This window comes from Cyanobacterium sp. (assembly GCF_054166785.1).
On record NZ_JBSZCP010000035.1, the window covers coordinates 70179 to 93545 of the forward strand.

28 protein-coding genes are annotated in these 23367 nt (G+C 34.6%); 7 read left to right on the forward strand and 21 right to left on the reverse strand.

The genetic code is table 11. The annotated features are described in order from the left end of the window. Positions 1-63 precede the first annotated feature (63 nt). The 11 genes from ACXITR_RS06975 to ACXITR_RS07025 all read right to left on the reverse strand — a co-directional run bounded on the left by ACXITR_RS06975 (position 64) and on the right by ACXITR_RS07025 (position 8875). Positions 64-444 (reverse strand): HEPN domain-containing protein, encoded by a 381-nt coding sequence (locus ACXITR_RS06975; RefSeq protein ID WP_457996515.1) that lies wholly within the window; start codon positions 442-444, stop codon positions 64-66. Then, on the reverse strand, positions 441-764 hold the full coding sequence (locus ACXITR_RS06980) for a nucleotidyltransferase domain-containing protein (RefSeq protein ID WP_457996516.1): 324 nt from the start codon (positions 762-764) through the stop codon (positions 441-443). Before ACXITR_RS06980 ends, ACXITR_RS06975 begins: the two co-directional genes overlap by 4 nt. Before the next feature lie 85 nt (positions 765-849). Beyond that, positions 850-1011: a hypothetical protein gene (locus ACXITR_RS06985; protein WP_457996517.1), complete on the reverse strand. Its 162-nt coding sequence runs from the start codon at positions 1009-1011 to the stop codon at positions 850-852. Between the two features lie 20 nt (positions 1012-1031). Continuing rightward, positions 1032-1601, reverse strand: coding sequence for a Uma2 family endonuclease (locus tag ACXITR_RS06990; RefSeq protein ID WP_457996518.1), 570 nt, complete (start codon positions 1599-1601; stop codon positions 1032-1034). 140 nt (positions 1602-1741) lie between these two features. After that, complete coding sequence (locus tag ACXITR_RS06995) at positions 1742-2845, reverse strand: glycosyltransferase family 4 protein (RefSeq protein WP_457996519.1); 1104 nt, start codon at positions 2843-2845, stop codon at positions 1742-1744. 209 nt (positions 2846-3054) lie between these two features. Continuing rightward, a complete protein-coding gene (locus ACXITR_RS07000) occupies positions 3055-4392 on the reverse strand; it encodes a glycosyltransferase (protein ID WP_457996520.1) in 1338 nt (445 codons plus the stop codon). 79 nt (positions 4393-4471) lie between these two features. Continuing rightward, positions 4472-5515 (reverse strand): glycosyltransferase family 2 protein, encoded by a 1044-nt coding sequence (locus ACXITR_RS07005; protein ID WP_457996521.1) that lies wholly within the window; start codon positions 5513-5515, stop codon positions 4472-4474. 9 nt (positions 5516-5524) lie between these two features. Further along, positions 5525-6361 (reverse strand): FkbM family methyltransferase, encoded by an 837-nt coding sequence (locus ACXITR_RS07010; RefSeq protein WP_457996522.1) that lies wholly within the window; start codon positions 6359-6361, stop codon positions 5525-5527. A gap of 8 nt (positions 6362-6369) precedes the next feature. Continuing rightward, entirely contained in the window at positions 6370-7575 is a 1206-nt protein-coding gene (locus ACXITR_RS07015; protein ID WP_457996523.1) for a glycosyltransferase family 4 protein, read from the reverse strand. Positions 7576-7719: 144 nt separating this feature from the next. Continuing rightward, positions 7720-8718: an NAD-dependent epimerase gene (locus ACXITR_RS07020; RefSeq protein WP_457996524.1), complete on the reverse strand. Its 999-nt coding sequence runs from the start codon at positions 8716-8718 to the stop codon at positions 7720-7722. 7 nt (positions 8719-8725) lie between these two features. Beyond that, positions 8726-8875 (reverse strand): hypothetical protein, encoded by a 150-nt coding sequence (locus ACXITR_RS07025; RefSeq protein ID WP_457996525.1) that lies wholly within the window; start codon positions 8873-8875, stop codon positions 8726-8728. Positions 8876-8957: 82 nt separating this feature from the next. On the opposite strand from ACXITR_RS07025, the gene ACXITR_RS07030 reads away from it, so the two are divergent. Together ACXITR_RS07030 and ACXITR_RS07035 are read left to right on the forward strand one after the other, a co-directional pair. Beyond that, the gene (locus ACXITR_RS07030; protein ID WP_457996526.1) at positions 8958-9674 is read left to right on the forward strand and encodes a DUF433 domain-containing protein; all 717 of its coding nucleotides are present in this window, start codon (positions 8958-8960) and stop codon (positions 9672-9674) included. A gap of 28 nt (positions 9675-9702) precedes the next feature. Then, positions 9703-10137: a DUF5615 family PIN-like protein gene (locus ACXITR_RS07035; RefSeq protein WP_457996527.1), complete on the forward strand. Its 435-nt coding sequence runs from the start codon at positions 9703-9705 to the stop codon at positions 10135-10137. Between the two features lie 152 nt (positions 10138-10289). Here ACXITR_RS07035 and ACXITR_RS07040 read toward each other — a convergent pair whose 3' ends face one another. From ACXITR_RS07040 to ACXITR_RS07055, 4 genes are all read right to left on the reverse strand, one after another. Then, entirely contained in the window at positions 10290-11471 is a 1182-nt protein-coding gene (locus ACXITR_RS07040; protein WP_457996528.1) for a glycosyltransferase family 4 protein, read from the reverse strand. A gap of 134 nt (positions 11472-11605) precedes the next feature. Next, positions 11606-12352 carry a sulfotransferase family 2 domain-containing protein gene (locus ACXITR_RS07045; protein ID WP_457996529.1) on the reverse strand — a complete coding sequence of 249 codons (747 nt, stop codon included), beginning with the start codon at positions 12350-12352 and terminating at the stop codon, positions 11606-11608. Between the two features lie 265 nt (positions 12353-12617). Next, positions 12618-14423, reverse strand: coding sequence for an ABC transporter ATP-binding protein (locus ACXITR_RS07050; RefSeq protein ID WP_457996530.1), 1806 nt, complete (start codon positions 14421-14423; stop codon positions 12618-12620). 126 nt (positions 14424-14549) lie between these two features. Next, positions 14550-14909 (reverse strand): nucleotidyltransferase family protein, encoded by a 360-nt coding sequence (locus ACXITR_RS07055; protein ID WP_457996531.1) that lies wholly within the window; start codon positions 14907-14909, stop codon positions 14550-14552. An 81-nt stretch (positions 14910-14990) separates the two neighbouring features. On the opposite strand from ACXITR_RS07055, the gene rfbF reads away from it, so the two are divergent. The 5 genes from rfbF to ACXITR_RS07080 all read left to right on the forward strand — a co-directional run bounded on the left by rfbF (position 14991) and on the right by ACXITR_RS07080 (position 19797). Continuing rightward, positions 14991-15785: a glucose-1-phosphate cytidylyltransferase gene (gene rfbF, locus ACXITR_RS07060; protein WP_457996532.1), complete on the forward strand. Its 795-nt coding sequence runs from the start codon at positions 14991-14993 to the stop codon at positions 15783-15785. Beyond that, complete coding sequence (rfbG, locus tag ACXITR_RS07065; protein WP_457996533.1) at positions 15770-16870, forward strand: CDP-glucose 4,6-dehydratase; 1101 nt, start codon at positions 15770-15772, stop codon at positions 16868-16870. Before rfbF ends, rfbG begins: the two co-directional genes overlap by 16 nt. A gap of 3 nt (positions 16871-16873) precedes the next feature. Then, positions 16874-18220 (forward strand): lipopolysaccharide biosynthesis protein RfbH, encoded by a 1347-nt coding sequence (gene rfbH, locus ACXITR_RS07070; RefSeq protein WP_457996534.1) that lies wholly within the window; start codon positions 16874-16876, stop codon positions 18218-18220. 86 nt (positions 18221-18306) lie between these two features. Continuing rightward, complete coding sequence (rfbC, locus tag ACXITR_RS07075) at positions 18307-18867, forward strand: dTDP-4-dehydrorhamnose 3,5-epimerase (protein ID WP_457996535.1); 561 nt, start codon at positions 18307-18309, stop codon at positions 18865-18867. Between the two features lie 9 nt (positions 18868-18876). Further along, positions 18877-19797, forward strand: coding sequence for an NAD-dependent epimerase/dehydratase family protein (locus ACXITR_RS07080; RefSeq protein WP_457996536.1), 921 nt, complete (start codon positions 18877-18879; stop codon positions 19795-19797). 229 nt (positions 19798-20026) lie between these two features. On the opposite strand, the gene ACXITR_RS07085 is transcribed toward ACXITR_RS07080, so the two are convergent. From ACXITR_RS07085 to ACXITR_RS07110, 6 genes are all read right to left on the reverse strand, one after another. Then, on the reverse strand, positions 20027-21001 hold the full coding sequence (locus tag ACXITR_RS07085) for a DUF2887 domain-containing protein (protein ID WP_457996537.1): 975 nt from the start codon (positions 20999-21001) through the stop codon (positions 20027-20029). A 145-nt stretch (positions 21002-21146) separates the two neighbouring features. Further along, positions 21147-21560, reverse strand: coding sequence for a type II toxin-antitoxin system VapC family toxin (locus ACXITR_RS07090; RefSeq protein WP_457996538.1), 414 nt, complete (start codon positions 21558-21560; stop codon positions 21147-21149). Continuing rightward, positions 21557-21796, reverse strand: a complete 240-nt coding sequence (locus tag ACXITR_RS07095) for a DUF6364 family protein (RefSeq protein ID WP_457996539.1) — start codon at positions 21794-21796, stop codon at positions 21557-21559. Before ACXITR_RS07095 ends, ACXITR_RS07090 begins: the two co-directional genes overlap by 4 nt. 158 nt (positions 21797-21954) lie before the next feature. Then, the gene (locus ACXITR_RS07100; RefSeq protein WP_457996540.1) at positions 21955-22110 is read right to left on the reverse strand and encodes a hypothetical protein; all 156 of its coding nucleotides are present in this window, start codon (positions 22108-22110) and stop codon (positions 21955-21957) included. A gap of 17 nt (positions 22111-22127) precedes the next feature. Next, positions 22128-22655 carry a PIN domain-containing protein gene (locus tag ACXITR_RS07105; RefSeq protein WP_457996541.1) on the reverse strand — a complete coding sequence of 176 codons (528 nt, stop codon included), beginning with the start codon at positions 22653-22655 and terminating at the stop codon, positions 22128-22130. After that, entirely contained in the window at positions 22648-22962 is a 315-nt protein-coding gene (locus ACXITR_RS07110; RefSeq protein WP_457996542.1) for a hypothetical protein, read from the reverse strand. The genes ACXITR_RS07105 and ACXITR_RS07110 overlap by 8 nt, the downstream gene beginning before the upstream one ends. Positions 22963-23367: the final 405 nt, after the last annotated feature.

Genomic DNA, 23367 nt, shown 5'->3' on the forward strand with positions numbered 1-23367 from the left:
TTGAATTATTAGATTAATGTAGCCTTATCCCATAAATAAATAGCGATTTTATTTTGTTCAAAGTCAAGTTATAGTGTTTTCTGCCCATTGAATAAACAATTTACTTTGTTCGATTAAAATATTGACATCATCATGACCTAGTTGCCTTTCGTCATCAATACTGTAATCTCCTTGAGTTCTTTTATCTTGAGCATCAATGAGATAACGATGAAATTCAAAAGGGAGAATTCCTTTTTTTGCAAATTCCTTTCCGAAAGCAGAAATTACTGCTGAGTGACTAGAAAAACTCATTTCTTTTGTCCATAGAAAAGCCTCTGCAATATAAAACATAGTATAGTAAGCTCTAGCACCTGCAAAATTATATAGTTTATTTTGAGCTAAAATTTCTGATGCTGTTAAACTTTCTTTCGCTTTTTTAATTAATTTATAAACTTCTAATTTCATATCACAATGCCTTCTTTTTTGACATTTTGTAAAAATGGGTTATGACTACGATTGAATTGCTCTAAAGAAATAAAATGACGGGATAAAACCACATCATAATCAAGGCTAATTTTAGCGATAATATCTCCAGTTCTATCTATTTCTTGGTAAGGATTAATCTGTGCTTTTAAGATAACTAAAACATCAATATCTGAGTCTATTTGAGCATCTTTTCTAGCTTGAGAACCGTATAAAATAATTTTGTCTAATTGTTCTTGGTATAAGCTAATTAAAGATTCTTTCACTTGACTAAGAATTTCTTTAAGTTGGGGATGTATCATTTTATCAAAAATTTTTATTTAATTAAGACCTTGTTCCAATTTTAAACTCTAAGTATCTTAGGTATGGTATTTTACTAGTTCTTAATTACTGGACATTTACAATGGCGATCGCCTGGGGTATGATAAAAGAGAGAAACACGGAAGCCATGAAAAAGGGAAATTGATAAATCCTTTCAAGGCGAATAATCGACCATCCAACGATCGCACCGCAGATAGTAATAAAAATAAAAAGGTAAGTATCAGCCATAATGTTATTGAATTTGAAAATTAATTAATACTAAACCAACTAAACATTTCTTTAACGGATAATTGTAAATTTTTAAGAGTATCTAAAACTGGTAAAATCTCCTCATCAGATTTGATTTCAGGAACTTGCTCTGGTTTAAAGATCATAACCGATTCATCTTCAGGATCAATTAACCAAGCCAATTGTGTTCCTTGGTCCAGACAAAACATGATTTTTCTGATCACTTTATTAGTAGATTGTTTTGGTGATAAAATCTCAATAACCCAATCAGAATGAATATTAAAACGATTCACAATTTTTCCCCTCTCATTTTTGGGAATGCGATCCCAGATAAAAACCGATATATCAGGTACAATAGACTGATTACCGAAATTGCAGCGTAATTCAGTTAAAGCTAAAGCAACTTTTTGTGGTTTTGCCACTTCGTTAATTTTCGTAGATAAAGATGTTTGAATAATACTATGTTCTCCTTGGGGCATCGTTTTCTGATATATATTTCCCTTAAAATATTCACTATAGGGTTTTGTTTCTGGTAATTTCAAAAACTCCTCTAGGGTCAATTGAGGTTTGATGTCAGTAATTATAACCATAGTTTTTTTAAATTAGGTATTTAGTTAGGGGCTATGAATATTTTATGTTGAACTTACCCAATCATCGCAATGCAGATAGTGATAAAAAGAAAAAGGTAAAAATTAGCCATGATTGTTTTTGATAAATTCTATTTCGTTCATTAGCTCGTCAATAACTGGCTATATAAATTTATCAAATTTTGAGTAGAGATTTCCCAATCAAATTTAGTTTCCAACAAATGTCTAGCTTTTATTAATTGAAGCTCAACTGTTTGAGGGCTAGAAATAATAGCTTTTATTCCCTCCGCCATCGCCTCTATGTTTCTATCCTCAATTACCGTTCCCGTCTCCTTAGTCAATATTGTACTTGATCCTCCCGGACAAGAAAAACCGACAACAGGGACACCGCTAGCCATTGCTTCAGCAATAGTCAATCCAAAAGGCTCAAACCGAGAGGTAAAGCAAAATACATCCATTGCTTGATAAGCTAGCTTAGTATCATTGAGTAAACCCGTAAAAAAAACTCGATTATCAATTCCTAATTTCCTAGCTAATTGTTGAAGATTAATCAAATCTGGCCCATCTCCTACCACTAAACCTTCGTAGTTTTCTGGTAACTTAGCAATTATTCTCAAAAAATCATCAACACCCTTCATTAAGTTATTTAATCTACCTACAAAACCAATGATTGGATGATCTACAGGCAAGTTTAATTGTTGACGAGCCCTAATTTTATCTTCAAAGGAACTTGGGCTGTAGTGTTGTAAGTCAATTCCGTTATGGATAACGCTTGTTTTGTTGCGATCGAAACCCACATTTAAAGATTGTGTATCCTGAACTTCTTTTGTGATGCAAACACTAAAGTCCGCACTAAATCGATGACATTTATAAAGTAAAAGAGTTTTTAGAGATTGGGGATTGGCAACCCTACTGGAATGGGAATGAATAATTTTTTTATAGCTAGGATGATTTAAGGTTAATAATTGAGACCAAAGCAAATCTTCATGATGGTGAACAATATCTGGTTTAATTTTAGCTAAATATTTATTTAGTCGGGGATAAAGCCAAATATCACGAGAGTTTTTTAACCTAAGATAGTCACAGTGAGATTCTAAGTTTTGACCGAAATAGCCAGAATCACCATAAAGGAAAAGCAATCTAGCATCAATATTGTTAGCAATTAATCTTTTGACTAATTCAACAGCGACTCTAACGGCTCCTCCTGTAGCGGGATCATCTCTTTGACAAATGTGGATAACTTTCATTTTTTAATTAAACTTTCTGGTGATTATATTTTGTAAAATTGCGAGGTAGAACTACCTTTAGTCATCAGCATTTTAAATTGCCAAATATTTTTATTAACGTAGATTGCTTAAAGAGATTGCACTCTATGATTAGGTGATCTATCAAAATATATTAGATCTGTTAAGAATAAACTTTTTGTCTATAAGCAACAATAGCTTTTTGATAAATTTTAATTACTTAATACCTTCTCATAAAATTTGCCCCAATCACCAGTATTTTTAAATTGTTGGGCATTCTTCATTAATTGGGATAGCTTAGTGCGATCGCACCTTAGTTCATTGATGGTATTTGCTAAACTTTGACTATCACGCCAACCGTAATTTTTAACACCAAAGTTTTCATTTAAGCCATAACCTGACAATCCCCCCAAATTTGGTTCAATAACCGCCGTACCATGAGCTAGAGCTTCTAAACTTGTTAAAGCAACGATCCCTTGCCATTGAGCGGGTAAAATCAGAACATGGAATCGAGAATGAAACTCCGCAACTCTCCCCTGAATCATTTCTTCGGAGAAAGTGACATTACGCAAATTTTGCCATTTGGGTTCGTTAGCCACTAGGGATAAAACATTTGGACTTAAAATAGTTAAATGGACATCGCACTTATCTTGAAAATAAGCAGTCCAAGTATCAAGTAAAAAATTGATTCCCCATTCAGGGGTAGGGCGAGATAGATAAACAAATTGAATAACGGGATCATCAAACTGAACCATTTTTTCTAACTTATTGGCAAGAGGAATACCATAACACTCGATATACTCACGATGATGTTGCCATTTGGCTTGATGAAACTGCTGTTGCATTAAGGGAGTTTGATAAATAACAGCATGGGCATCTTTAAACAGTTCTTTTAAGTCTTCTAGGCGATCGCATCTTTCCTTTATTGAACCTGCATGATAACGAGTCGTTGCAGGAAATAGAGCAGGAATATTTTTGCCTAACCAAAACTTGAATGGAAGTGGTAAACGCTGCAAAACCTGAAAAAATGGCTTTTTCTTCTGAGGAATTTTGCTCAGAGAGCATTTTAAACAAGTTTCTGACGGAATAACCCCCTGACAAAAGTCACCCTGATAATTATAACGGGTAAAAGTAGGACAAATAAAGCTATAGTCTAAAAGGGTTAAGATATAGGGGATGTTTAAAGACTTTGCCAATTCCATCGGCCATAATCCGGGCGTTACAGGGGAAAAAATCAAAACCCCATCAATGGGAGCTTTTTCCTGTAACTTCTGGGTTTCCTGAACTATTTTTTTTAAAGTTTGGGGGGCGAATCTATTTAAACTAAAAGCAACTTGGGGAGGAAAACCAATAAATTCCCAGTATTCTGGGGTATCAGGACTTTTAGAGGTTGATTGAACGCTTAAAGGGGCATAATGATCTCGACAAAGCCACAAAACTACTTCTATATTTTGACTTTGCAAGGCTTCGACAAGATAGCGAACAATGATAGCACCGCCAATAGCTATCTTTTTATTGACGGAATAAGGAGTACAAATTGCTAGTCGCATTTAATTGATACTATATAGTTTAGTTAATTCTGATAGATTATATTGCTTATTCTCCGACAGACAAAAGTTTAATCCATAATTAATTATAATTAGTAATCCTTGTTAAGTCTGAAAGACTATAGTTAGGTCTGTTTTCATTAACTAAACTATTTCTGATAAAAAACCAAGAGTTTATCAATAACCAAGCTAAAATTAATCCTATTTGATTTGATTGTGACAAATGCAATATTAGTCGAGAATTTTTTGTCAATGTTTGAGTTAGGCACGAACCATGTTTTTTTCTGAGTTGATGAATATCACTACTTATTCGTTTAGCAGTAACAAAATTATTTTGTCTCAGAGCTTTTGTAATACTTTGACTTAAAACGGGAAACAAGTATTTAAGAGCTTGAGATTTAAGAGACTCTTGAATATCGTATTCTTGAGCTATTTTTTCAAAAAGTTTAATATATTCATAATCAGCTATATTCTCTTGATTGAGAGTTTTATGCAGATTGTTTTGATGAATACGATAAGTACCTAAAGGCTTATCAATTGCATAAACACTTCTTGCTCTTAATCCTACCCGAATAAAAAAATCAACATCAGTAATATGCTTGAATTCATTATTGTAACCTCCAATAGATAAAACCAAATCTTTTCTAGTGGTTGTACCCGAATTATAGTGATAATAACTCCGACAACTTCTTAACAAATATTCTTCACTCGTTAATAACCCGAACTTTTCGGATGCGTTAGGAAATGATCTTTCTCCGTTATAAAGCCACGTTTGACCGAAAATATGATCAACTTCTGGATGTTCCTTAATAACTTTATAAGTTTCTTCCACTGCTCTAGGAAAAAGCTCATCATCTGCATGACAAATCATTACAAAATCACTTTTTGCTTCTCGAAAGCAAGATGTCCAATTATCCGCCATACTTAAAGTCTGTGGATGGGAAACAACTCTGATCCGTGGCTCATAGTTTTGACATATCTTTAGAGTATTGTCCGATGAATTATTATTAATAACTAAAATTTCGTCAGCTTTTTTTGACTGTAGTAACGCACTTTCAATAGCCTGTTTTAAATATTTTTCCCCATTGAAAACGGGTATGGCTATCGTAATAGTATATATGTTCATAAGTTTTTATTACACAGAAAATAGAGCTACGTTTTCCAATACTATGTTTTGTAAATCTTCCAGAGAAAGTTTATTACCAATAGTATTAGTTAATGAAAGTCTGTAAGGAGTATATCCCATATTAATTATCGATTCATATAAATCTTCTATGGAATTCCCCGTAGCATTAAGATTTGGGGGACAAATTTCTATTAGGATTGATTTAATTTTCTTCTGCTTTAACATCTCATACCCCCCCCTTAATACTTGTGTTTCCATGCGCTCAACGTCAATCTTTAGGAAATCAATATAATCAATTTGATTGTCTTTACAATATTGATCTAATGTTGTTACTGTAACTTCTATATTATGGTCATTATCACTGGTTGATATTTTATTGGTGGCAGGACTATCATCAGATATAGCAAATTTAATGCTTCCTTGAGTACTTCCCACTGCCAAACGATTTAAAACAGCATTATCTTTTATATTGTTATTTCTAACGTTGGTCTCCAACCGAGAAAAAGTTTGAGGCACAGGTTCAAAACTGTGAACCGAAGTTGAAGGAAAAGTTGCTAGATAGGCTGTAAATAAACCAATATTAGCTCCTATATCAAAGGCGACCTTTTTTCTGTCAGAATTAGAAGATAAACTTTTAACGATAAAATCTTTTTCAACTTCGGTAATACCATTTCTAAAAGACCAATACTCAGAAAAACTGATCCATTCACCAATATTAATCTTGTCAGTTAATTTTAATTTTGGTGGTTTATTTTGAAATGTCACGGAGGATAGCCATTGATAGTAAGCTACAAACATTTCTTTAGAAGATAATAACCGTCCTACATTCTTAATAAATTTCGCCATAAATACAATTAAATAGATTGAAAGAATGATAGCAAACGATCGCCGTATTTGTCCCAAGTATAGTCTTTTGCTCGTTCTCTAGCAGAAATTGCCATCTTATCTCTAAGTTCTCGGTTTTCTATGAGTGTCTGAACTTTATCAGCTAGAGCGTCTGCATCTCCTTCTGGTACGATAAAACCGTCAATGCCATCTCGCACCACCGAGCCGGCCGCCTTAGTCGTGATCACAGGAATACCACAGGCAAGTGCCTCATAAGTGACCCCAGCAGAACCTTCTGCGAAGGTTGGCAGTACGAAAATATCTGCTTTTTTGTATTGTTCAGCTATATCGAGTCTAGGGATACGCCCCAAAAAGTTTAAAGATTTAGTGATAGGAGAATTTTTTATGGCTTCAGTTACATCCCCAGCGACAAGAAAATCATAATCACGATAGCTTAACTTATTTGCTGTCTGTCCTAAAATATGAATTCCTTTACGTAAATTAGCACTACCCACCATCAAAATCCTACCTGTGACAGGGGTATTATTAGTTTCTAGCCAAGATTCATTTACCCCGTAGGGGATCACAATGCAACGTTCTTCCTTGACTCTCCAATTAGTAATTAAATCCTGTTTAACTGCTTCAGAAGGAACTATCAACCAGTCCGATAAATCGCATACTTCCTCTAACCAAGTAAAAGCTTCTTTTAAAAGTTTTTGATCGGGCTCTTTTTCTAGATCAGGATATTTGATTCTTTCTTTTGCCACTAAATATTCAGCATTCAATAAAATAAATATATCTGTTACTGTCACTAATCCTTGTTTTTTCGCATATCTTAGGGCAGGAGTACATTCACCGAACATACTAAAATAATGGGTGGCATCACCGAAACCTCTACTTATAATCCTATTACCCATTTTGTCTGCGAATCTTCCCAAAGCTCTTAATTTATTTTCCCTTGATTGGGGAATTTTTTTGTCAATTTCATATTGAAGAGTTAGGTAAGGAAAAGCTACAGTTTTATCAATAAGATTGGGGGGTAATTGTCTGCCGTATAGGTTTTTTAGTTGTCCTTTGACTAGGAATGGGGGTAGAGTACCTAAAAAAGACCCCAATAATCCCTTATTACCACATAAGTCAGTGTAGAAAGTTTCCAATATTCCTGCTTTTTCTAATATCGATGGTACGGCATAGGCTCGTCTTGCCCCTAATTGTAGGGCGATAAACTTTTGCATAGTCCTCCAGTGACTTACATAATAATAGTTATATTATTTTTTGTTCAAAAAATCCACATATTTAGCTACAGCTACTGCTTTTGTAAGCTATCGTTCTGTAAAGGAAGAATCCCTCGTTACATCGCAGGTTAACGGTGGGAGTTGTTAAGGATTTGTTCTATAATAACTCTTATACCATTTGACAAAATGACTAATACCCTCCTCTATGGATGTTTGAGGTTTAAAACCAACATCAGCTATTAAAGGATCAACATCCGCATAAGTACGAGGAACATCTCCTGGTTGCATTGGTAGTAATTCCTTTTGGGCTGTTTTACCAAGAGCTTGTTCAATGACTGTGATAAATTTATTTAATGGCACAGGTTGATTATTGCCAATATTGTAGAGTTTATAGGGGGCTGTTTGGGATTGAAGAGAGTCTTCTTTATTGATAGGTGGTGAATCAATCAGTCTGATCATTCCCTCTACTACATCATCGATATAAGTGAAGTCTCGTTCCATATTGCCATAATTAAATACCTTAATCTTTTGACCTGATTCGATCGCCCTAACAAATTTAAAATAAGCCATGTCTGGACGACCCCAAGGACCATAAACGGTAAAAAACCTTAATCCAGTGGTTGGTATTTTGTACAGATGACTATAACTATAAGCTAGTAATTCATTAGCTTTTTTCGTAGCGGCATAGAGGGAAATGGGATAATCCACATTATCACCAACAGCAAAAGGAATTTTAGGGTTTTGTCCGTAAACAGAACTAGATGAGGCAAAGATCAAATGTTTTACAGGGTTATGACGACAACCTTCAAGAATATTTACAAAGCCAGTCAAATTGCTATCTACATAGGCATGGGGGTTTTCTAAAGAATATCTTACTCCTGCTTGAGCCGCTAAATTAATTACTATGTCAAAGCTATTATCGTTAAATAATTGGGTAATTTCTGTGCGATCGCCCAAATCTAGTTTTTTAAATTGAAAACGATCAAATTTTTGAAGGCATTTCAATCGATCCTCTTTTAACCCAACATCATAATAATCATTCAAATTATCAATACCATAGACAGGAAAACCATCATCTAACAACCTCCGTGACAAATGAAAGCCGATAAATCCAGCCGAGCCAGTAACAAGTATATTCACCATCTGATTTTTAGGAATTTGTTAGGAAATCATAGTTAAATATAGCAAATAATCTATACTTTAAAAGGATCAAAAAGCTATTTTTATATTTTAAGCATAAAGTGCGATCGCACAGTGCCATTTCATGATCGCACCTTATGGTTTCGATTAAAATATCCATTACTTTTTTGCTATTCTGAGAGAATCAAAATATAAACTGACAAGAAACTAAACCAAAAGCAACATTCACGAATCTAAACAATATGGTAGAGAGAGACTGGCAAACTGAAAATAAATGGGAATTGAATATATACAATATTCCTACCTATTCAGTGACAGATGCTTCACGGTATCTGAATATTCCCTTGGCTACCCTAAGCACATGGCTAAATGGACGTAAATACAATACAAAGCAAGGTAGGCAAGAATTTTTACCCTTGATACAACGCCCGTCGGTGGAAATGTCTCAACTTTCCTTTACCAATTTAGTTGAAGCTCATATTTTAAGAGTTATCCGCACTATTCATAATATTTCTTTAGATAAAGTTAGAATTACCCTTGACTATATAAGTGAAAGATTTAATAATAATCATCCTCTTGCTACTAAGCAATTTAGCACCGATGGAGTTGACTTATTTTTAGAAGAAGTAGGACACTTAGTTAATGTGAGTCGCTCTGGACAATTAGCGATGAAAGAAATTTTACAGCAATCATTAACTCGTGTGGAATGGGATGAAAACAACCTAGCCACTAGACTTTACCCCCAGTTAGATCATATTAATGATGGTAAAATTTTAAGCATTGACCCTCATATCTCTTTTGGTAAGCCTACTATTCAAGGTACAGGTATACCTACAAAGGCGATCGCTCAATTATATGATGCAGGGGATTCCATAGAAGACATAGCGGAAGATTATAATTGTAGAGTTATAGACATTAAACAAGCAATTTTATTTGAATCATATCGAAAAGCCTCCTAAGTTTTAATAGACCTAAAAAATAAATTAAATGAGTAAAAATAATAAATTTAAACACACTTATTTTATTGATAGAGCATTAGGTAAATCGGTGGGTAAGGCATTACAAAATTTAGGGGTTAAAGTGGAATTTCATAAAAACCATTTCCTACCACATTCCCCAGATATAGAATGGCTAACAGTTGTCAGTCAAAAAGGTTGGATTATTTTAACTAAAGACACCAATATCGGTAGAAATATTTTGGAAATTCAAGCTATGGCTTATTCTAATGCAAAAGTTTTTACCCTTATTTCTGCTAATCTAAACAGTGCTACAATGATAGATATTTTTGAGAAAACAATAGAAAAAATAGATAATTTTGCTACTACTAATCCCGCTCCTTTTATCGCTAAAATCTATAAAAATGCTACTGTAAAACTATGGAAAAATAATACTAAATTAAGGAAAAGTTTAAAACACAAATAATTTATATACGTAATTATTCTACTCATGATCCCCTAAATCACTTTTTTGTCACTCTCCGAGAATTTCGGCAATTTATAAATCCGACAAACTTTTACCGATAGGCGATCGCACTGTGCCATTTCATGACCACCATTATTTGATGGGATATTGATTTATTTCTGATCATTTGTTTTAGTTACTAAGTGCGATCGCCAAAGTTGTTTTAAAACATTATAAGAGTAATTATTAAAATAGAACTGTTGTAATCTTGATTGATTAATTTCACCCCGTGCTAGTTTTTCCGCCATGGCTTGTACACTAGCCAAAAAAGCCTTAATTTCTCCTTGAGGAGATGTCGTTGTATATTCCCTTGCCTGAGTCGTTACCCATGGCTCTGGAGGAACAACCATAACATCAGGGTTATCATGACCATAATCAGGGATTCCCCCCACCCCATAGGCAACAAATGGTACTCCACAAGCCATTGATTCTAATAATACTAAGGGTGAGCCTTCTGCCCCAATAGTTGGCAGTAAAGTAAGATCATAGCTACCTAGTAAGTCAACATAAGCCTGTCCATCAGGATACCTCCCAAAACATTTTATTCTATCTCCAATTCCCTTTTCCTCAATATAATCTCTAATTAAACTTTCTTCAGGTCCGCTACCGTGAATATGTAACTCATCCAAATAATTTTTGAGAAAATCCCATTGTTGTACTAGCCAAAAAGCCTGTTTATGGGGTGCTAGGCGACTAAAAAGAGCGGCTTTTGCCTTGCCTAAAGGAATAGTTTTTGATTCGATGTGAGGTAATTGAGCGGTAATTTCTAAGGGTTCAGGAAAGGCAGGTAATACGGGAATCTCCTTTTGCCAATTAAAAGTTTCACTAAAATTTTTACCCACATCACTCGCCTGAGCGTAAACATCAGTAAAGAAGTATTTAACACCCCAACGAGGATCTTTGTTACTATTAGTCCTACCTGACATAACTTCATGGAAGATTTTTTTCGTTTGAGAAGGTAAGAACAAGCTAATTAATGTCATATACCAACCAGTACCAACTCCAAAAAAGAGAGCAGGAGAAAATTGTCTTATTTCCCCAACTAAATTGATACTTCTAATAATTTTATTTGAGGTCGTTTGCTTTTTATTGGTATGTTCATCGTTTAAAGAAATAATTCTTAACTTAGGATTGATTAACTCTGTCTCCACAAAAGCCCCACCACTTGATCTAATGAATCGAGGAGTAATAATTAAAACCTGATAATCCGATTCTAGCAAGGTTTTTGTTAACCAATATGTATGAGTTTGAATCCCTCCACGTCCTGAAATCAAGCCGAAAATAACAACTTTCATGATCTGATAAAATGTTATGTCAAAAATTCCTTTACAGTTTAGCTTTGATTATCTCCCTAGTGATAAACTCAGTTCAAGAATATCACAAGTTTTTTATATATTTAGCATTTGTCAAATCATAAACTAATCTTTTTTTACTCAGGAAATTGATAATTATGTATTTTTATTTCCTGAGCAAATAAACGTTCAACAATCTGTTTTTGCTCTTCAGAATACACAGATTCTGCTTTTTTAGTTTCAGGTCTAAGATTTGTATTGGCTTTTGTATTTAAATTGCCGTCAAAAGGAATACCAAGTTTGCCAAAAATAAAAGCAAGCTCTTGATTCAGGTACTCATATTTGCCAATATAATCAACAATAATTTCATCTGGATTCAGTGGATTAGTGTAGAGAGGATAATTCCAAGGATAACTTTTATGTTTATTAAAAATGTTTCCTTTTGCAATATAGTCGCTCAAAGAAAATTCATTTTTTTCCTGACCTTTACAAATATAATAATAAGAAGATATTACTTTATCCCATGGATTTCTTTCAAAGCAAAACTTGTAATAGTTATTCCAAATTTTTGAAGAAATTCTTTCTCGTGCCTGATATGCAGGAATATGTCCGTAAAACTTTCTTTTTAGAAGTGAGTTTTTCAATGGATTACTGCTCTGTTTCAAATACTGTGACTTCCATGGAAGAATTATTGGACAATATTTGATCATCTCTGGTAAAGGATTGAAATAACCCTGAACATTTCTTGTTTCACCCACTAAGGGTTTATCCAAGGTAATGGTATCTTCAGGAGAACAAAATTTTGATAAGTATTGTTCTATACTCGTACTAGCAGTTTTATATGTTTTAATGAAGATGAATTGATAGCGATGGTTAATGATCATAGCAATAAATAATAATTATTATATTTAACAAATTGAAGTATAGCAGATTGCACAAAAGTTAAGAATGTAGTAACCCACTAGAAGAATCAAGGGCTTATGCTTAGCTATTCTGAGGCAAACTTCTCTTTGGGACCTGTCACTTTCAAGTAGAGTTGCTTTACTAGATGTAGTTTCGGCGATTTAAAAATTATTAAAGTAATTTGGTCATTAAATTCTTCTAATCTAAAGAATAAATAAATGTTTTCGGAGAGTGACAAAAATAGAGTTAGTTGACTGACAAAGAATTAGTGTTATGAAGTTTCCAATAGTACTTTTTTCTTCCTAAAAGTTCTTCATGAGTTCCCATTTCAACTATCTTCCCAGACTGCATAGTTACAATAATATCTGCATTTTTGATAGTTGATAATCTATGGGCAATAGTAATAACGGTTCTTCCCTCGCTAATTTTATCAATCGCCTTTTGTACAAAAACTTCGGAAGCTGTATCTAAAGCACTGGTAGCTTCATCTAAAATTAATAATTCAGGGTTGCGTAAAAATGCACGGGCAATGGCAATTCTTTGTTTTTGTCCTCCCGATAACATTACCCCTCTTTGTCCTACCATTGTATTTAAACCTTGGGGCAAACGTTCAATAAACTCCATTGCATAGGCATTTTCTGTAGCTTTTCTGATTTTTTCATCTGATGCTGTCAAATTACCGTAGCGAATGTTCTCTAATATAGTGCCATTAAACAAAAAAGTATCTTGACTGACGATCGCAGCAAAAGAGCGCCACTGGAACAAATTAATATTTTTTAAATCTTGCCCATCAATAAGAATATTACCATCAGTGGGATCATAGTAACGCATTAACAAATCCACTAAGGTTGATTTACCACTACCCGACTGTCCCACTAAACCAACTTTTTGCCCTCTTTTTATTTTCAGAGATAAATTATTAAGGGCTAATTTTTCTGAATTAGGATACATAAAACTAACATTTTGCAATAATATTTGTTGCTTAATCCCCGTAAAAGAGTAAGTGCCATTTTTAATTGTTTTATGGGTTTTATTATGAAGAAATTCATAAATAAGAGAAACACTACCACCCATAATAGAGAATTGAGAAACTATATTATTTAAGTGATTAATACGAGGTAAAGTTCTCAACATTACGATAGTATAAGTTAATAAAACTGGTAAGAGATTATCAGAGTTACTCAAAAAATAAAAACCCACTAATACTGTCAAAAGTACAGTTATTCCTAGAGTTTCCGTTAGGGGATTAATTGTACAAGCATATTTATATAAATGTATTTCTGAATTACAACGAGAATTTAAACAGTTTTGAGACTCACCGGTCTTTTGATTTTCAAGGCTAAAAGATTTGATAACCTTGATGCCATCCAAAATTTCTGTAATCAACCCTGACAATTGAGTAGTTTCGTTAGCCACTTTACGACTTTTAATTTTAATTTTTTTTAATAATGGTTTAAGTCCGAATATCAAAACTCCAAAGCTAATAATACTAATCAAAGTAATTTGAGGAGATAAATAAATAGCAACACTTAATAAAGAAATAACAGTAGCCAATTCACTAATCAGAACAAAAAACTTTCCACTCATTCCTTGACAACGTTCTGCGTGGTCATTAACCAAAGCAGTTAACTCTCCTGTTTTAACAGAATTATAAAATGATATATCGACACTAAAAAACTTATCAATAATTGTCTCCCTAATAATTTTTCCTGTATAAAATTTCAACCTGTTAATATTAAAATCAGACCAATATTTAGTTGTATTTTTGATTACTATTAATAGCCAAAATAAAATGATAAAAATAATAAAAGGATTTTCTATTCCCAACAAACTGCCTATTTTTTCTATGGGTTCAGGAAATATTTTTTTTGTTTCGGCAACAGTTGGATTACTTAGATAGGTTGTCAGAGGTAAAACCAAAGAAGTTGATAAACCTTCTAGGACTGAGGCAAATATCCCCAAACCAATGGAAATAAAGCCTAGCCTCCAATTTTGCTTAACGATACTAGCTAACCATAAATTTTGCTTTGAAATGTATTTCGATAATAGCATTTGATGACTTTTGAGTTTATTGGCAATTATTACTTCTTTTTTGTCAAAGGATTAAATAACAAAAGCATACTATAGTCAAACTGTTTAATATTTAGGTAAAAAAATTTTACCCTGAACTGTATTTGACTAAGATGAGGATGTTTTTGTCCATAAAATCCCTGTTTGACGAATACGGTGGGCAAAATGACAAGAATCTAATTTAATTAAATCTACATCTCTTTCAAGATAAGTTGAAAGTAAACTAATAGCAAGATAATGTTTTTTTGGGTTGATAGTTTCCACCGCTAAATCAATGTCTGAGTTGTCATGAAATTTTCCTGCACGAGTGACAGAACCGAATATATAGGCTTGAGTTGTACCATACTCGATGGCAAATTCATCTAACCATTGGCAAGTTTTTGTCAGTAGGCTCTGACGCTGAGTTTCCAGTTTTAAACGTTTCTCGGCAATAATTAAATCAAGTTTGGTGGTGGAAAATAAAGCCATCAGTAATTTTTATTTGTATTTTTTGATGATTTTTAGGATAAGATCTGCGGTAAATCTAATTATCTCAGATAATCAATAATCATGACTGATCAGATTCCCGTCGCCATTCTCTGTGGGGGAAAAGGCACTCGTTTAAAAGAAGAAACAGAATTTCGTCCCAAGCCCATGGTAATGGTGGGCGATCGCCCCATGATCTGGCATATAATGAAAACCTACTCTAACTATGGTTTTACCAATTTTATGCTTTGTTTGGGCTACAAAGGAGACATGATTCGAGAATATTTTATTAACTACGACTGGAATCATAGTGACATTTTACTCGAACTAGGACAACAAAAAATTACCCACCTCAATAATGGGCATGATGAAGAAAACTGGAAAATATGGTTAATTAATACAGGGCAAGAAACCATGACAGGAGGTAGGTTAAAACATTTAAAAACCTATCTTGATAAAACTGGTTCAGATATTTTTATGGCCACCTATGGAGATGGCGTTGCCAATATTGACCTAAACAAACTTTTAGCCTATCACCAGAATCATGGTAAACTTGCCACCGTCACTGCTGTACGCCCTCCCTCCCGTTTTGGGGAATTACAGATAGAAAATAATTTTGTGACCAGCTTCAAAGAAAAACCCCAAACCTCAGACGGTTGGATTAATGGTGGTTATATGGTACTCCACAAAAAAGTCTTAGACCTAATCGAAAATGACGATACCGTTTTTGAAGCCGAACCCCTAAAGATTTTAGCGGATAAAGGAGAATTAGCCGTTTATCATCATGATGGCTTTTGGCAATGTATGGACACCTATCGGGAGCTAGAATTGCTCAAATCTCTCTATGAAAAAGGAGAAGCACCGTGGAAAGTTTGGTAATGGGACAATTTTGGCAAGGCAAAAAAGTCTTGGTTACAGGGCATACAGGCTTTAAGGGTTCATGGTTATCTCTATGGTTACTGCATTTGGGAGCCCAGGTGGCAGGATTGAGCTTAGAACCCAATACCGAACCTTCTTTATTTGAACAGTTAGCCCTAAGTCACGATTTAAAGCATCATATTGGGGATATTAGAGACTTAAACACCGTCAAAAATTTAGTCCAAGATTTTCAACCCGACATGGTTTTTCACCTTGCCGCTCAACCCTTAGTCCGATTCTCCTACCATGAGCCTGTGTTGACTTGGCAAACGAATGTTTTGGGAACAGTCAATGTCTTAGAAAGTTTGAAAACCCTTGATAAATATTGCGTGGGAGTAATGATTACCACCGATAAGTGCTACGACAATAATGAATGGATTTATGGCTATCGAGAAAATGATCCCCTCGGGGGGCATGATCCTTATAGTTCTAGTAAAGCAGGGGCGGAAATTGCGATCGCATCTTGGGCTAAATCATTTTTTCATCAAGGTAAGATTAGGGTAGCGAGTGCTAGGGCAGGAAATGTCATCGGTGGGGGTGATTGGGCAGTAGATCGCATCGTACCAGACGTTATGAGGGCTTTGGGTAAGGGTGAACCCATTCCCGTGCGCAATCCCCATGCTACCCGCCCTTGGCAACACGTTTTAGAACCGTTGGGGGGATATTTAACCCTCGCTCAAAAACTTTATCAAGAATTAGTTTTGGGAAAAAGTGCGATCGAAGGAGCCTTTAACTTTGGGCCAAATTTAAGCTCAAATCGTCCAGTAAAAGACCTAGTAGAGGAAATTTTAAAGCACTGGGCAGGTAGTTGGCTAGACAAAAGTGATGCCAATGCCCCCCATGAGGCAAATTTATTAAACCTCGTCACTGATAAAGCCTATCATCACCTTAATTGGCAACCCCGTTGGGATTTTACCCAAACCATCAAACAAACCGTTTCTTGGTATCATCAAGCCCATCAACTATCATCTAACGACACAAAATCTTTTCAAGCCCTCACTCTAGGGCAAATTAAATCCTATCAATCTTTATTAAATCAAAATTAACCCATGACTCAATCCATCGACAAAAAACAAAGTTTTTCAGAAAAAGAGCAAGAATTAAGAAATAAAATCTTAGCCTCCGTAGTCGAGTTTTATCAATTCAAATTTGCTAACCGTAACTTTACCCCCGGACAAACCTATATTCCTGTATCAGGGAAAGTCTTTGATGAGCAAGAATTAACAAAATTAGTGGACTCTTCCCTAGATTTTTGGTTAACTACAGGTAGATACGCTGCCGAATTTGAAGAAAAATTTGCCCAATGGATGGGAGTTAAACATTGCCTCCTCGTCAACTCAGGCTCATCGGCGAACCTCGTAGCCCTAAGTGCCTTAACTTCCCCCAAATTAGGCGAAAAAAGGCTAAAACCGGGGGATGAAGTCATTACCGTGGCTGCAGGATTCCCCACCACCGTTAACCCTATCTTTCAAAATAGATTAGTTCCAGTATTTTTAGATGTCAAATTACCTAGCTACGACATTGATGTAGAACAACTAGAACAAGCATTGAGCGAAAAAACCAGAGCTATTATGATTGCCCATACTTTAGGTAATCCTTTCAACCTAGAAGCAGTGATGGCGTTTGCCGAAAAACATGATTTATGGGTAATTGAAGATAATTGCGATGCCGTAGGTAGTGTTTATAACGGCAAAAAAACTGGTACATTCGGACACTTAGCCACCGTTAGTTTTTATCCAGCCCATCACATGACCATGGGAGAAGGGGGAGCCGTATTAACCAGTGATACCCGTTTGAAGAAAATTGTCGAATCCTTCCGTGACTGGGGTAGGGATTGTTGGTGCGCCCCGGGAGTTGATAACACCTGTAACAAGCGTTATGGGTGGCAATTAGGAACTTTACCCTTCGGATATGACCATAAATATACATACACCCATGTAGGTTACAACCTAAAAATGACCGATATGCAAGCGGCAGTGGGAGTCGCTCAATTAGAAAAATTACCTGAATTTGTACAAAAACGCCGAGAAAATTACCAATTTTTATGGCAAAATTTAGCTGACTTACAGGATGTGTTAACCTTACCTCAACCAACCCCCAATTCTGAACCCAGCTGGTTTGGTTTCCCCATTTTTGTCAAAGAAGATGCCCCTTTCACTCGTAATGAGTTAGTACAACATTTGGAAACAAATAGAATCGGTACTAGATTATTATTTGGTGGTAATTTACTGCGTCAACCTTTATATGAAGGTTGGGAATATCGAGTAATAGGGGATTTAAGCAGTGCTGATAAAATCATGAATTGTGTTTTTTGGATTGGACTTTTCCCCGGTTTGACAGAAGAAATGTTGAATTATGTAGTGAAAACTATTAAAGATTTTTGTCACAAAAATTAATCCGTAGGGTGGTTGATATACTGCCCACTAGATTAAATTAAAATACTTTTTCGGTAATCAGAATTGAATTAAACGTTTGATAAAATATGCAGGTAATCATTAACTCCAGCAAGATTCCAGACTGCTACGAATTGCAACCTAAAATTTTTAAGGATGAACGAGGTAGTTTTGTCAAAACCTTTCATGAAGATATTTTTCAAAGTTACAATTTAAAAACTCATTTTCCTGAAGAATATTACTCAGTATCAGTTAAAAATGTTTTAAGAGGGTTACATTTTCAGTTACCTCCTCAAGAACATACTAAAATGGTTTATTGCGTAGAAGGAAATGTTTTAGATGTGGTTGTAGATTTACGTTTAAACTCTCCTAGCTATGGACAATTTGCTACCTTTGACCTAAGTGCAAAAAAAGCTAATATAATTTATATTGCCCCCGGATTAGCCCATGGCTTTTATGTCAAGTCTGATCGAGCTATTATGATGTATAAAGTCTCTACTGTTTATTCTCCCACTGAAGATACGGGGATTTTGTGGAACTCTTTACCTATTCCTTGGGGTTGTGATAATCCGATTATCTCTCCAAGAGATCAAAGTTTTGTCTCTTTTGATGATTTTAAAAGTCCTTTTCTTTATCAACCAAAAAATTAAGGTTAATTCATGAAAGTTTTAGTTACGGGAATTGGTGGATTTGTCGGTTCTTCTTTTGCTAGATTATTAGTTAAAAAGGGTTACGAGGTTCATGGCATTGTTAGAAAAACTACGGATTTATGGCGTATCCAAGATATATTACCCTCTATTCATCTTTTTTATGCTGATTTACAAGACTATTCTCAAATCAATACTTATTTAAAAGAATTAAAACCTGATTGGTGTATCCACTTAGCATGGTATGCCGTGCCGGGTAAATATTTACAATCTGCCGAAAACCTTAATTCCTTACAGGCTAGTCTTAATCTAGTTTCTCAATTAGCTGAACTAGGTTGTCAACGTTTTATAGGGATTGGTACTTGTTTTGAATATGATTTTAGCTTAGGTTATTTGTCTGAATCAAGTCCTACTAAGCCCTTAACCTTATATGCAGCAACAAAAGTAGCTTTAGCAACAACACTATCTCAATTATCTGCGGTTACCGATATGCAGACTGTTTGGGTAAGACTATTCTATCAGTATGGAAAACGAGAAAGTGTCAATAGATTAATTCCTGCAATTATTTGTTCTTTGTTGAAAAATGAAGAAGTAAAAACGACTGAGGGGGAGCAAATTAGAGATTTTTTATATATTGAAGATGTTGCTTCCGCATTGTTAGAAATTAGTAAAAGTAAATTAACAGGTGTTGTTAATATTGGTTCGGGACAACCCATGACAGTCAAAGAAATTGCTCTAAAAATAGGTAAAATTTTGGATAAAAGCCATTTAATTAATTTTGGGGCTTTACCCTATAGAGCAAATGATCCTATGTTTATTTGTGCTAATAATTATTTACTCAAAAAGCAAACTAACTGGCAAATAAAATATGATTGGGAAGTAGGAATTGAGCAAACTATTAATTGGTATAAACAAACTTTATCTTCAGATTAAGATTTTATTTAGGCATTTATAAATGGGTAAAAAGATTGCTATTTTGCATTAGATGGGGTTTCTATCAAGGCATTTGAGGAGCGTTAATTTAGTGAAGGGTTAAGAAAAGTGATGAAGTGCGATCGCCCTTTACGAAGATTATATTTTGTTTGACATATGATTAAGACAAAATTCCAAGCTCCAAGGATGCCCCTAGCGCAAAGGAGAAATCTAAATACATTATCCAGAATTAATTTTGATTTTCCTTGAACCAATTATCTAAATCCCCCATACCTTGAAAATCTAACAACGCTTCCCCTAGAGACTCTAATTCAGGAATAGAGAGAGTTTTAATTTTACTTTGCAACTCATCAGATAAAGCACCACAACGGCGAGTTAACAAACGAATCAATAACTCAGCTTCACCATCCTGCTTACCTTGTTGTAGTCCTTCCTGTAGCCCCTCTTGCCGTCCTTCTTGTAAACCTTCTTGTCGTCCTTTTTGTAAACCTTCTTGTCGTCCTTCTTGTAAACCTTCTTGTCGTCCTTCTTGTAAACCTTCTTCTCTTGCCAGTTGTTTCCAGTAACTAACTACTTGCTTATATAAAACAGGTTCACTAGGCATTTTCGCAGTTTTTAGGTCTAACATAGCTAATATTTCCTCATTATTCAATTGACTGAACTTACTATTTAGTATAGCTTCAATGATATTTAATCGTCTTTGAAATTCCTCATCATTATCTGATTCATCTAAAATTGTTTTCGCCAAATCAACAGCTTCTGTTTCTGGGGTGACGATTAGTTTTAATAACGATAAATTCGGTGGTAAATCCTTTAATGGTAGTAAATCTTCCAAGTATAGTCTTTTGACTTGATGGTTGAGCAATAATTCATAGGATTTTTCAGAACCTAAATCATAGTTACGATTTTTCAGAATTAACAATCCATACCATGATCTTTTTACCTTATATTGATGCAGATATAAAAATATTTCAGCAAAGTATCGACCATAAAAGTCTGAGTCTTTTTGCATTTGTGCCTCTAAAAAGATCAAAGGCAAATCTTCTCTGACGGGAGTTAATAAACCATCCAGACGAAATTCTGTATCTTTAATGACAGGGGCATCATAAATATATTCGCTATCTGGGGGAATACTGGGGATTAGTTCGTGAATCAGAGAAGGTTGGGAAAGAAATATGGTGTAAAATAACTTATCGGTTTTCATGGCAGTTATTTAGATTGTCGTTTTTAATTAGATTTTGCTCATGGGAATCAGAAGACTATAATGTTACCAGATGATGAATATGAATATTGATGGACTATTTCCTTACACAGATGTTGATTAGGTGCCATAGAAGATACTAGAGAAGCTATGAGGGCAGATTTAATATGATGAAATTTTCTGGAGTTATGGCTAAAACGGGGGAATTACAAAAATCTTTAACGTTACGGGTAATAATATAATCACAGCATGATATTTTTGCTGCAATAGCCGTAACCGCATCCTCAAAATCTTTCCATTGCAAAGCATAGGCTTGTAATAGGTCTTGTTTTTCTAAGGAGATTACTTCAAAGTGTTGTAATAACCAGCTAATAACTTGTTGTGCTTTTTCAAAACCACAATACTTATTAACGAGATAATGAAGAGTAGTAACGGAATGAATAGAAACTGCACCTTTATTTTTGCCGATGATAATGCCATCAATGATTTGTGCCGAATAATGGTAGTGAGGTTGTCGGTTTTGAAGTACATCTAAAATAATATTTAAGTCAATTAGAATCACTGATGATATTTTTCGGTTAAATAATCTTGATAAATCTTTTCTGCGTCTATATTTTCGGGAATAAGTCCTGTTATTTTTTGTAAGGAGGGATAATTAGATTCTTGTTCAATATTTTCAAGAGTCTTCAGATAATCAACAAACATCTCAGTGATACTAATACCATATTTTTTTGCATAGTATTGAGCAAACATTAGATGATTTTTGGATAACTCTAAAGTAATTGTTTCCGTTTTCATGGACTTAATTTTAAGAAATTTTAGTTTCATCTATTGTGATTATAGCATTGGAAGATTATTACCTCAAAATTTGAGCCCACGACTAATCTAAGAAATGGCTTAGCGCGATCACGAAGTGCCGCTGCGCGATCGCCTCATCACCGATGCGTTAGATTTGATTATAAAGTAGTTTCGTGCTGTTGCAAAATGACGAAGTTTGTGCGCTGGGAAGTAACTTTATGGATTGGGTTGAGTTGATGGGCGATCGCAGCTCCGCCTTTGATGTCTGATTGATTGATTTGTAGAACGTTGAGGGAATGATTGTGATTGTTCATAAATACACTGGAGATTGCTATGGTTGAGTTATGGGAGGAATTGTACCTTTATTTAACCAATCAACGGCTAAATAAGGATGGACAATCTGAATATTATGATGGGGGAAATTATAAATAGCGTACTTATTAGGAATAATTATTGTCACATCTTTATTGAGAAAATCCTGAAAGTTAGCAGTTATCAATAGATCCGCTGTACCCGCCACCGCCGTTTCTAAAACTCCTTGATCTTCTAAATCATCAATGGCAATAACTCCCGTACCGCCTAAAATTAACTGAGGATTACTAAGTTGAGCATAACTACAAATAACATTGATATAAAAAGAAGCATCGTCAGTTAGAGGAGTTAGTCGCAATAAAACTTGTTCTAAACGATTTAACATTCCCCAAGAAATGACAAGTTCTATTTTTCTTGAATAGCAATGTCCATAACGAACAAAATCAACAATCGTTTGACAGGCAGAGTTTTGATTACCCTTAATATCAGCTAGTAGTGCGGCACACCAAATATTGAGATCAAGGCATAACTTTAAAGATTTAGACATTACGAGTTAATTCGACCGAAGCGGATAAAATATCATCTTCTGTTTTTAAACTATTTAACCATTCTTCATCTATACTTTGAGCAATTCTTGTTTGAGCTAGTTTGTATTGATGATTCAACAATACTCTTGTAATGTCTTGACTGATTTCGAGCCATTGTGAGGAAGAAGCAACATTTGTTAATTGCAACAAAGCCGACCAAGCATTCGGCGGTAAGATAGAGCCTAATTTGATGGCAGTACTGGCAATTTGAGATTTTGAACGATTTTCTCTTTTTGACAAAGCAGTGATTCGTTGCGAAGTCTCCATATCAATATGAGCAGAGAGAGTTTTTCCTGTCATTTTTTTGAGTTTCCTATAATTTCTATAGGAATTATAGCTTATATTTCTTTTTTCTGTAATTACTGAATGGGTATAGCAATCCCAAGTCAGTTGTGAGAAGTTACCAAAAATCACCGTGAATACTACCATGGTTAAGAAAGGACGAATTAATGCCCAAGCTATACCGATGACACTTAGTTAATGTTAGTCGCTCTGGACAATTAGCGATGAAAGAAATTTTACAGCAATTATCGGTACTTAAACAAAACTCAAGCCCAAACAAAGCCTAAACTAGCTTTATAAGCAGAAAATACCTCAGTATTATGGGTAAGCCAGTGGACAAAACGAAAAGATACAGCAGTGCGAAATGCCTCGAGTGCTTCAGCAAAGGTA

Coding starts and splice junctions, on each gene's coding strand:
- ACXITR_RS06975 (WP_457996515.1), bottom strand. CDS start 444: ATGAAATTAGAAGTTTATAAATTAATTAAAAAAGCGAAAGAAAGTTTA.
- ACXITR_RS06980 (WP_457996516.1), bottom strand. CDS start 764: ATGATACATCCCCAACTTAAAGAAATTCTTAGTCAAGTGAAAGAATCT.
- ACXITR_RS06985 (WP_457996517.1), bottom strand. CDS start 1,011: ATGGCTGATACTTACCTTTTTATTTTTATTACTATCTGCGGTGCGATC.
- ACXITR_RS06990 (WP_457996518.1), bottom strand. CDS start 1,601: ATGGTTATAATTACTGACATCAAACCTCAATTGACCCTAGAGGAGTTT.
- ACXITR_RS06995 (WP_457996519.1), bottom strand. CDS start 2,845: ATGAAAGTTATCCACATTTGTCAAAGAGATGATCCCGCTACAGGAGGA.
- ACXITR_RS07000 (WP_457996520.1), bottom strand. CDS start 4,392: ATGCGACTAGCAATTTGTACTCCTTATTCCGTCAATAAAAAGATAGCT.
- ACXITR_RS07005 (WP_457996521.1), bottom strand. CDS start 5,515: ATGAACATATATACTATTACGATAGCCATACCCGTTTTCAATGGGGAA.
- ACXITR_RS07010 (WP_457996522.1), bottom strand. CDS start 6,361: ATGGCGAAATTTATTAAGAATGTAGGACGGTTATTATCTTCTAAAGAA.
- ACXITR_RS07015 (WP_457996523.1), bottom strand. CDS start 7,575: ATGCAAAAGTTTATCGCCCTACAATTAGGGGCAAGACGAGCCTATGCC.
- ACXITR_RS07020 (WP_457996524.1), bottom strand. CDS start 8,718: ATGGTGAATATACTTGTTACTGGCTCGGCTGGATTTATCGGCTTTCAT.
- ACXITR_RS07025 (WP_457996525.1), bottom strand. CDS start 8,875: ATGGATATTTTAATCGAAACCATAAGGTGCGATCATGAAATGGCACTG.
- ACXITR_RS07030 (WP_457996526.1), top strand. CDS start 8,958: ATGGTAGAGAGAGACTGGCAAACTGAAAATAAATGGGAATTGAATATA.
- ACXITR_RS07035 (WP_457996527.1), top strand. CDS start 9,703: ATGAGTAAAAATAATAAATTTAAACACACTTATTTTATTGATAGAGCA.
- ACXITR_RS07040 (WP_457996528.1), bottom strand. CDS start 11,471: ATGAAAGTTGTTATTTTCGGCTTGATTTCAGGACGTGGAGGGATTCAA.
- ACXITR_RS07045 (WP_457996529.1), bottom strand. CDS start 12,352: ATGATCATTAACCATCGCTATCAATTCATCTTCATTAAAACATATAAA.
- ACXITR_RS07050 (WP_457996530.1), bottom strand. CDS start 14,423: ATGCTATTATCGAAATACATTTCAAAGCAAAATTTATGGTTAGCTAGT.
- ACXITR_RS07055 (WP_457996531.1), bottom strand. CDS start 14,909: ATGGCTTTATTTTCCACCACCAAACTTGATTTAATTATTGCCGAGAAA.
- rfbF (WP_457996532.1), top strand. CDS start 14,991: ATGACTGATCAGATTCCCGTCGCCATTCTCTGTGGGGGAAAAGGCACT.
- rfbH (WP_457996534.1), top strand. CDS start 16,874: ATGACTCAATCCATCGACAAAAAACAAAGTTTTTCAGAAAAAGAGCAA.
- rfbC (WP_457996535.1), top strand. CDS start 18,307: ATGCAGGTAATCATTAACTCCAGCAAGATTCCAGACTGCTACGAATTG.
- ACXITR_RS07080 (WP_457996536.1), top strand. CDS start 18,877: ATGAAAGTTTTAGTTACGGGAATTGGTGGATTTGTCGGTTCTTCTTTT.
- ACXITR_RS07085 (WP_457996537.1), bottom strand. CDS start 21,001: ATGAAAACCGATAAGTTATTTTACACCATATTTCTTTCCCAACCTTCT.
- ACXITR_RS07095 (WP_457996539.1), bottom strand. CDS start 21,796: ATGAAAACGGAAACAATTACTTTAGAGTTATCCAAAAATCATCTAATG.
- ACXITR_RS07100 (WP_457996540.1), bottom strand. CDS start 22,110: ATGAACAATCACAATCATTCCCTCAACGTTCTACAAATCAATCAATCA.
- ACXITR_RS07105 (WP_457996541.1), bottom strand. CDS start 22,655: ATGTCTAAATCTTTAAAGTTATGCCTTGATCTCAATATTTGGTGTGCC.
- ACXITR_RS07110 (WP_457996542.1), bottom strand. CDS start 22,962: ATGGAGACTTCGCAACGAATCACTGCTTTGTCAAAAAGAGAAAATCGT.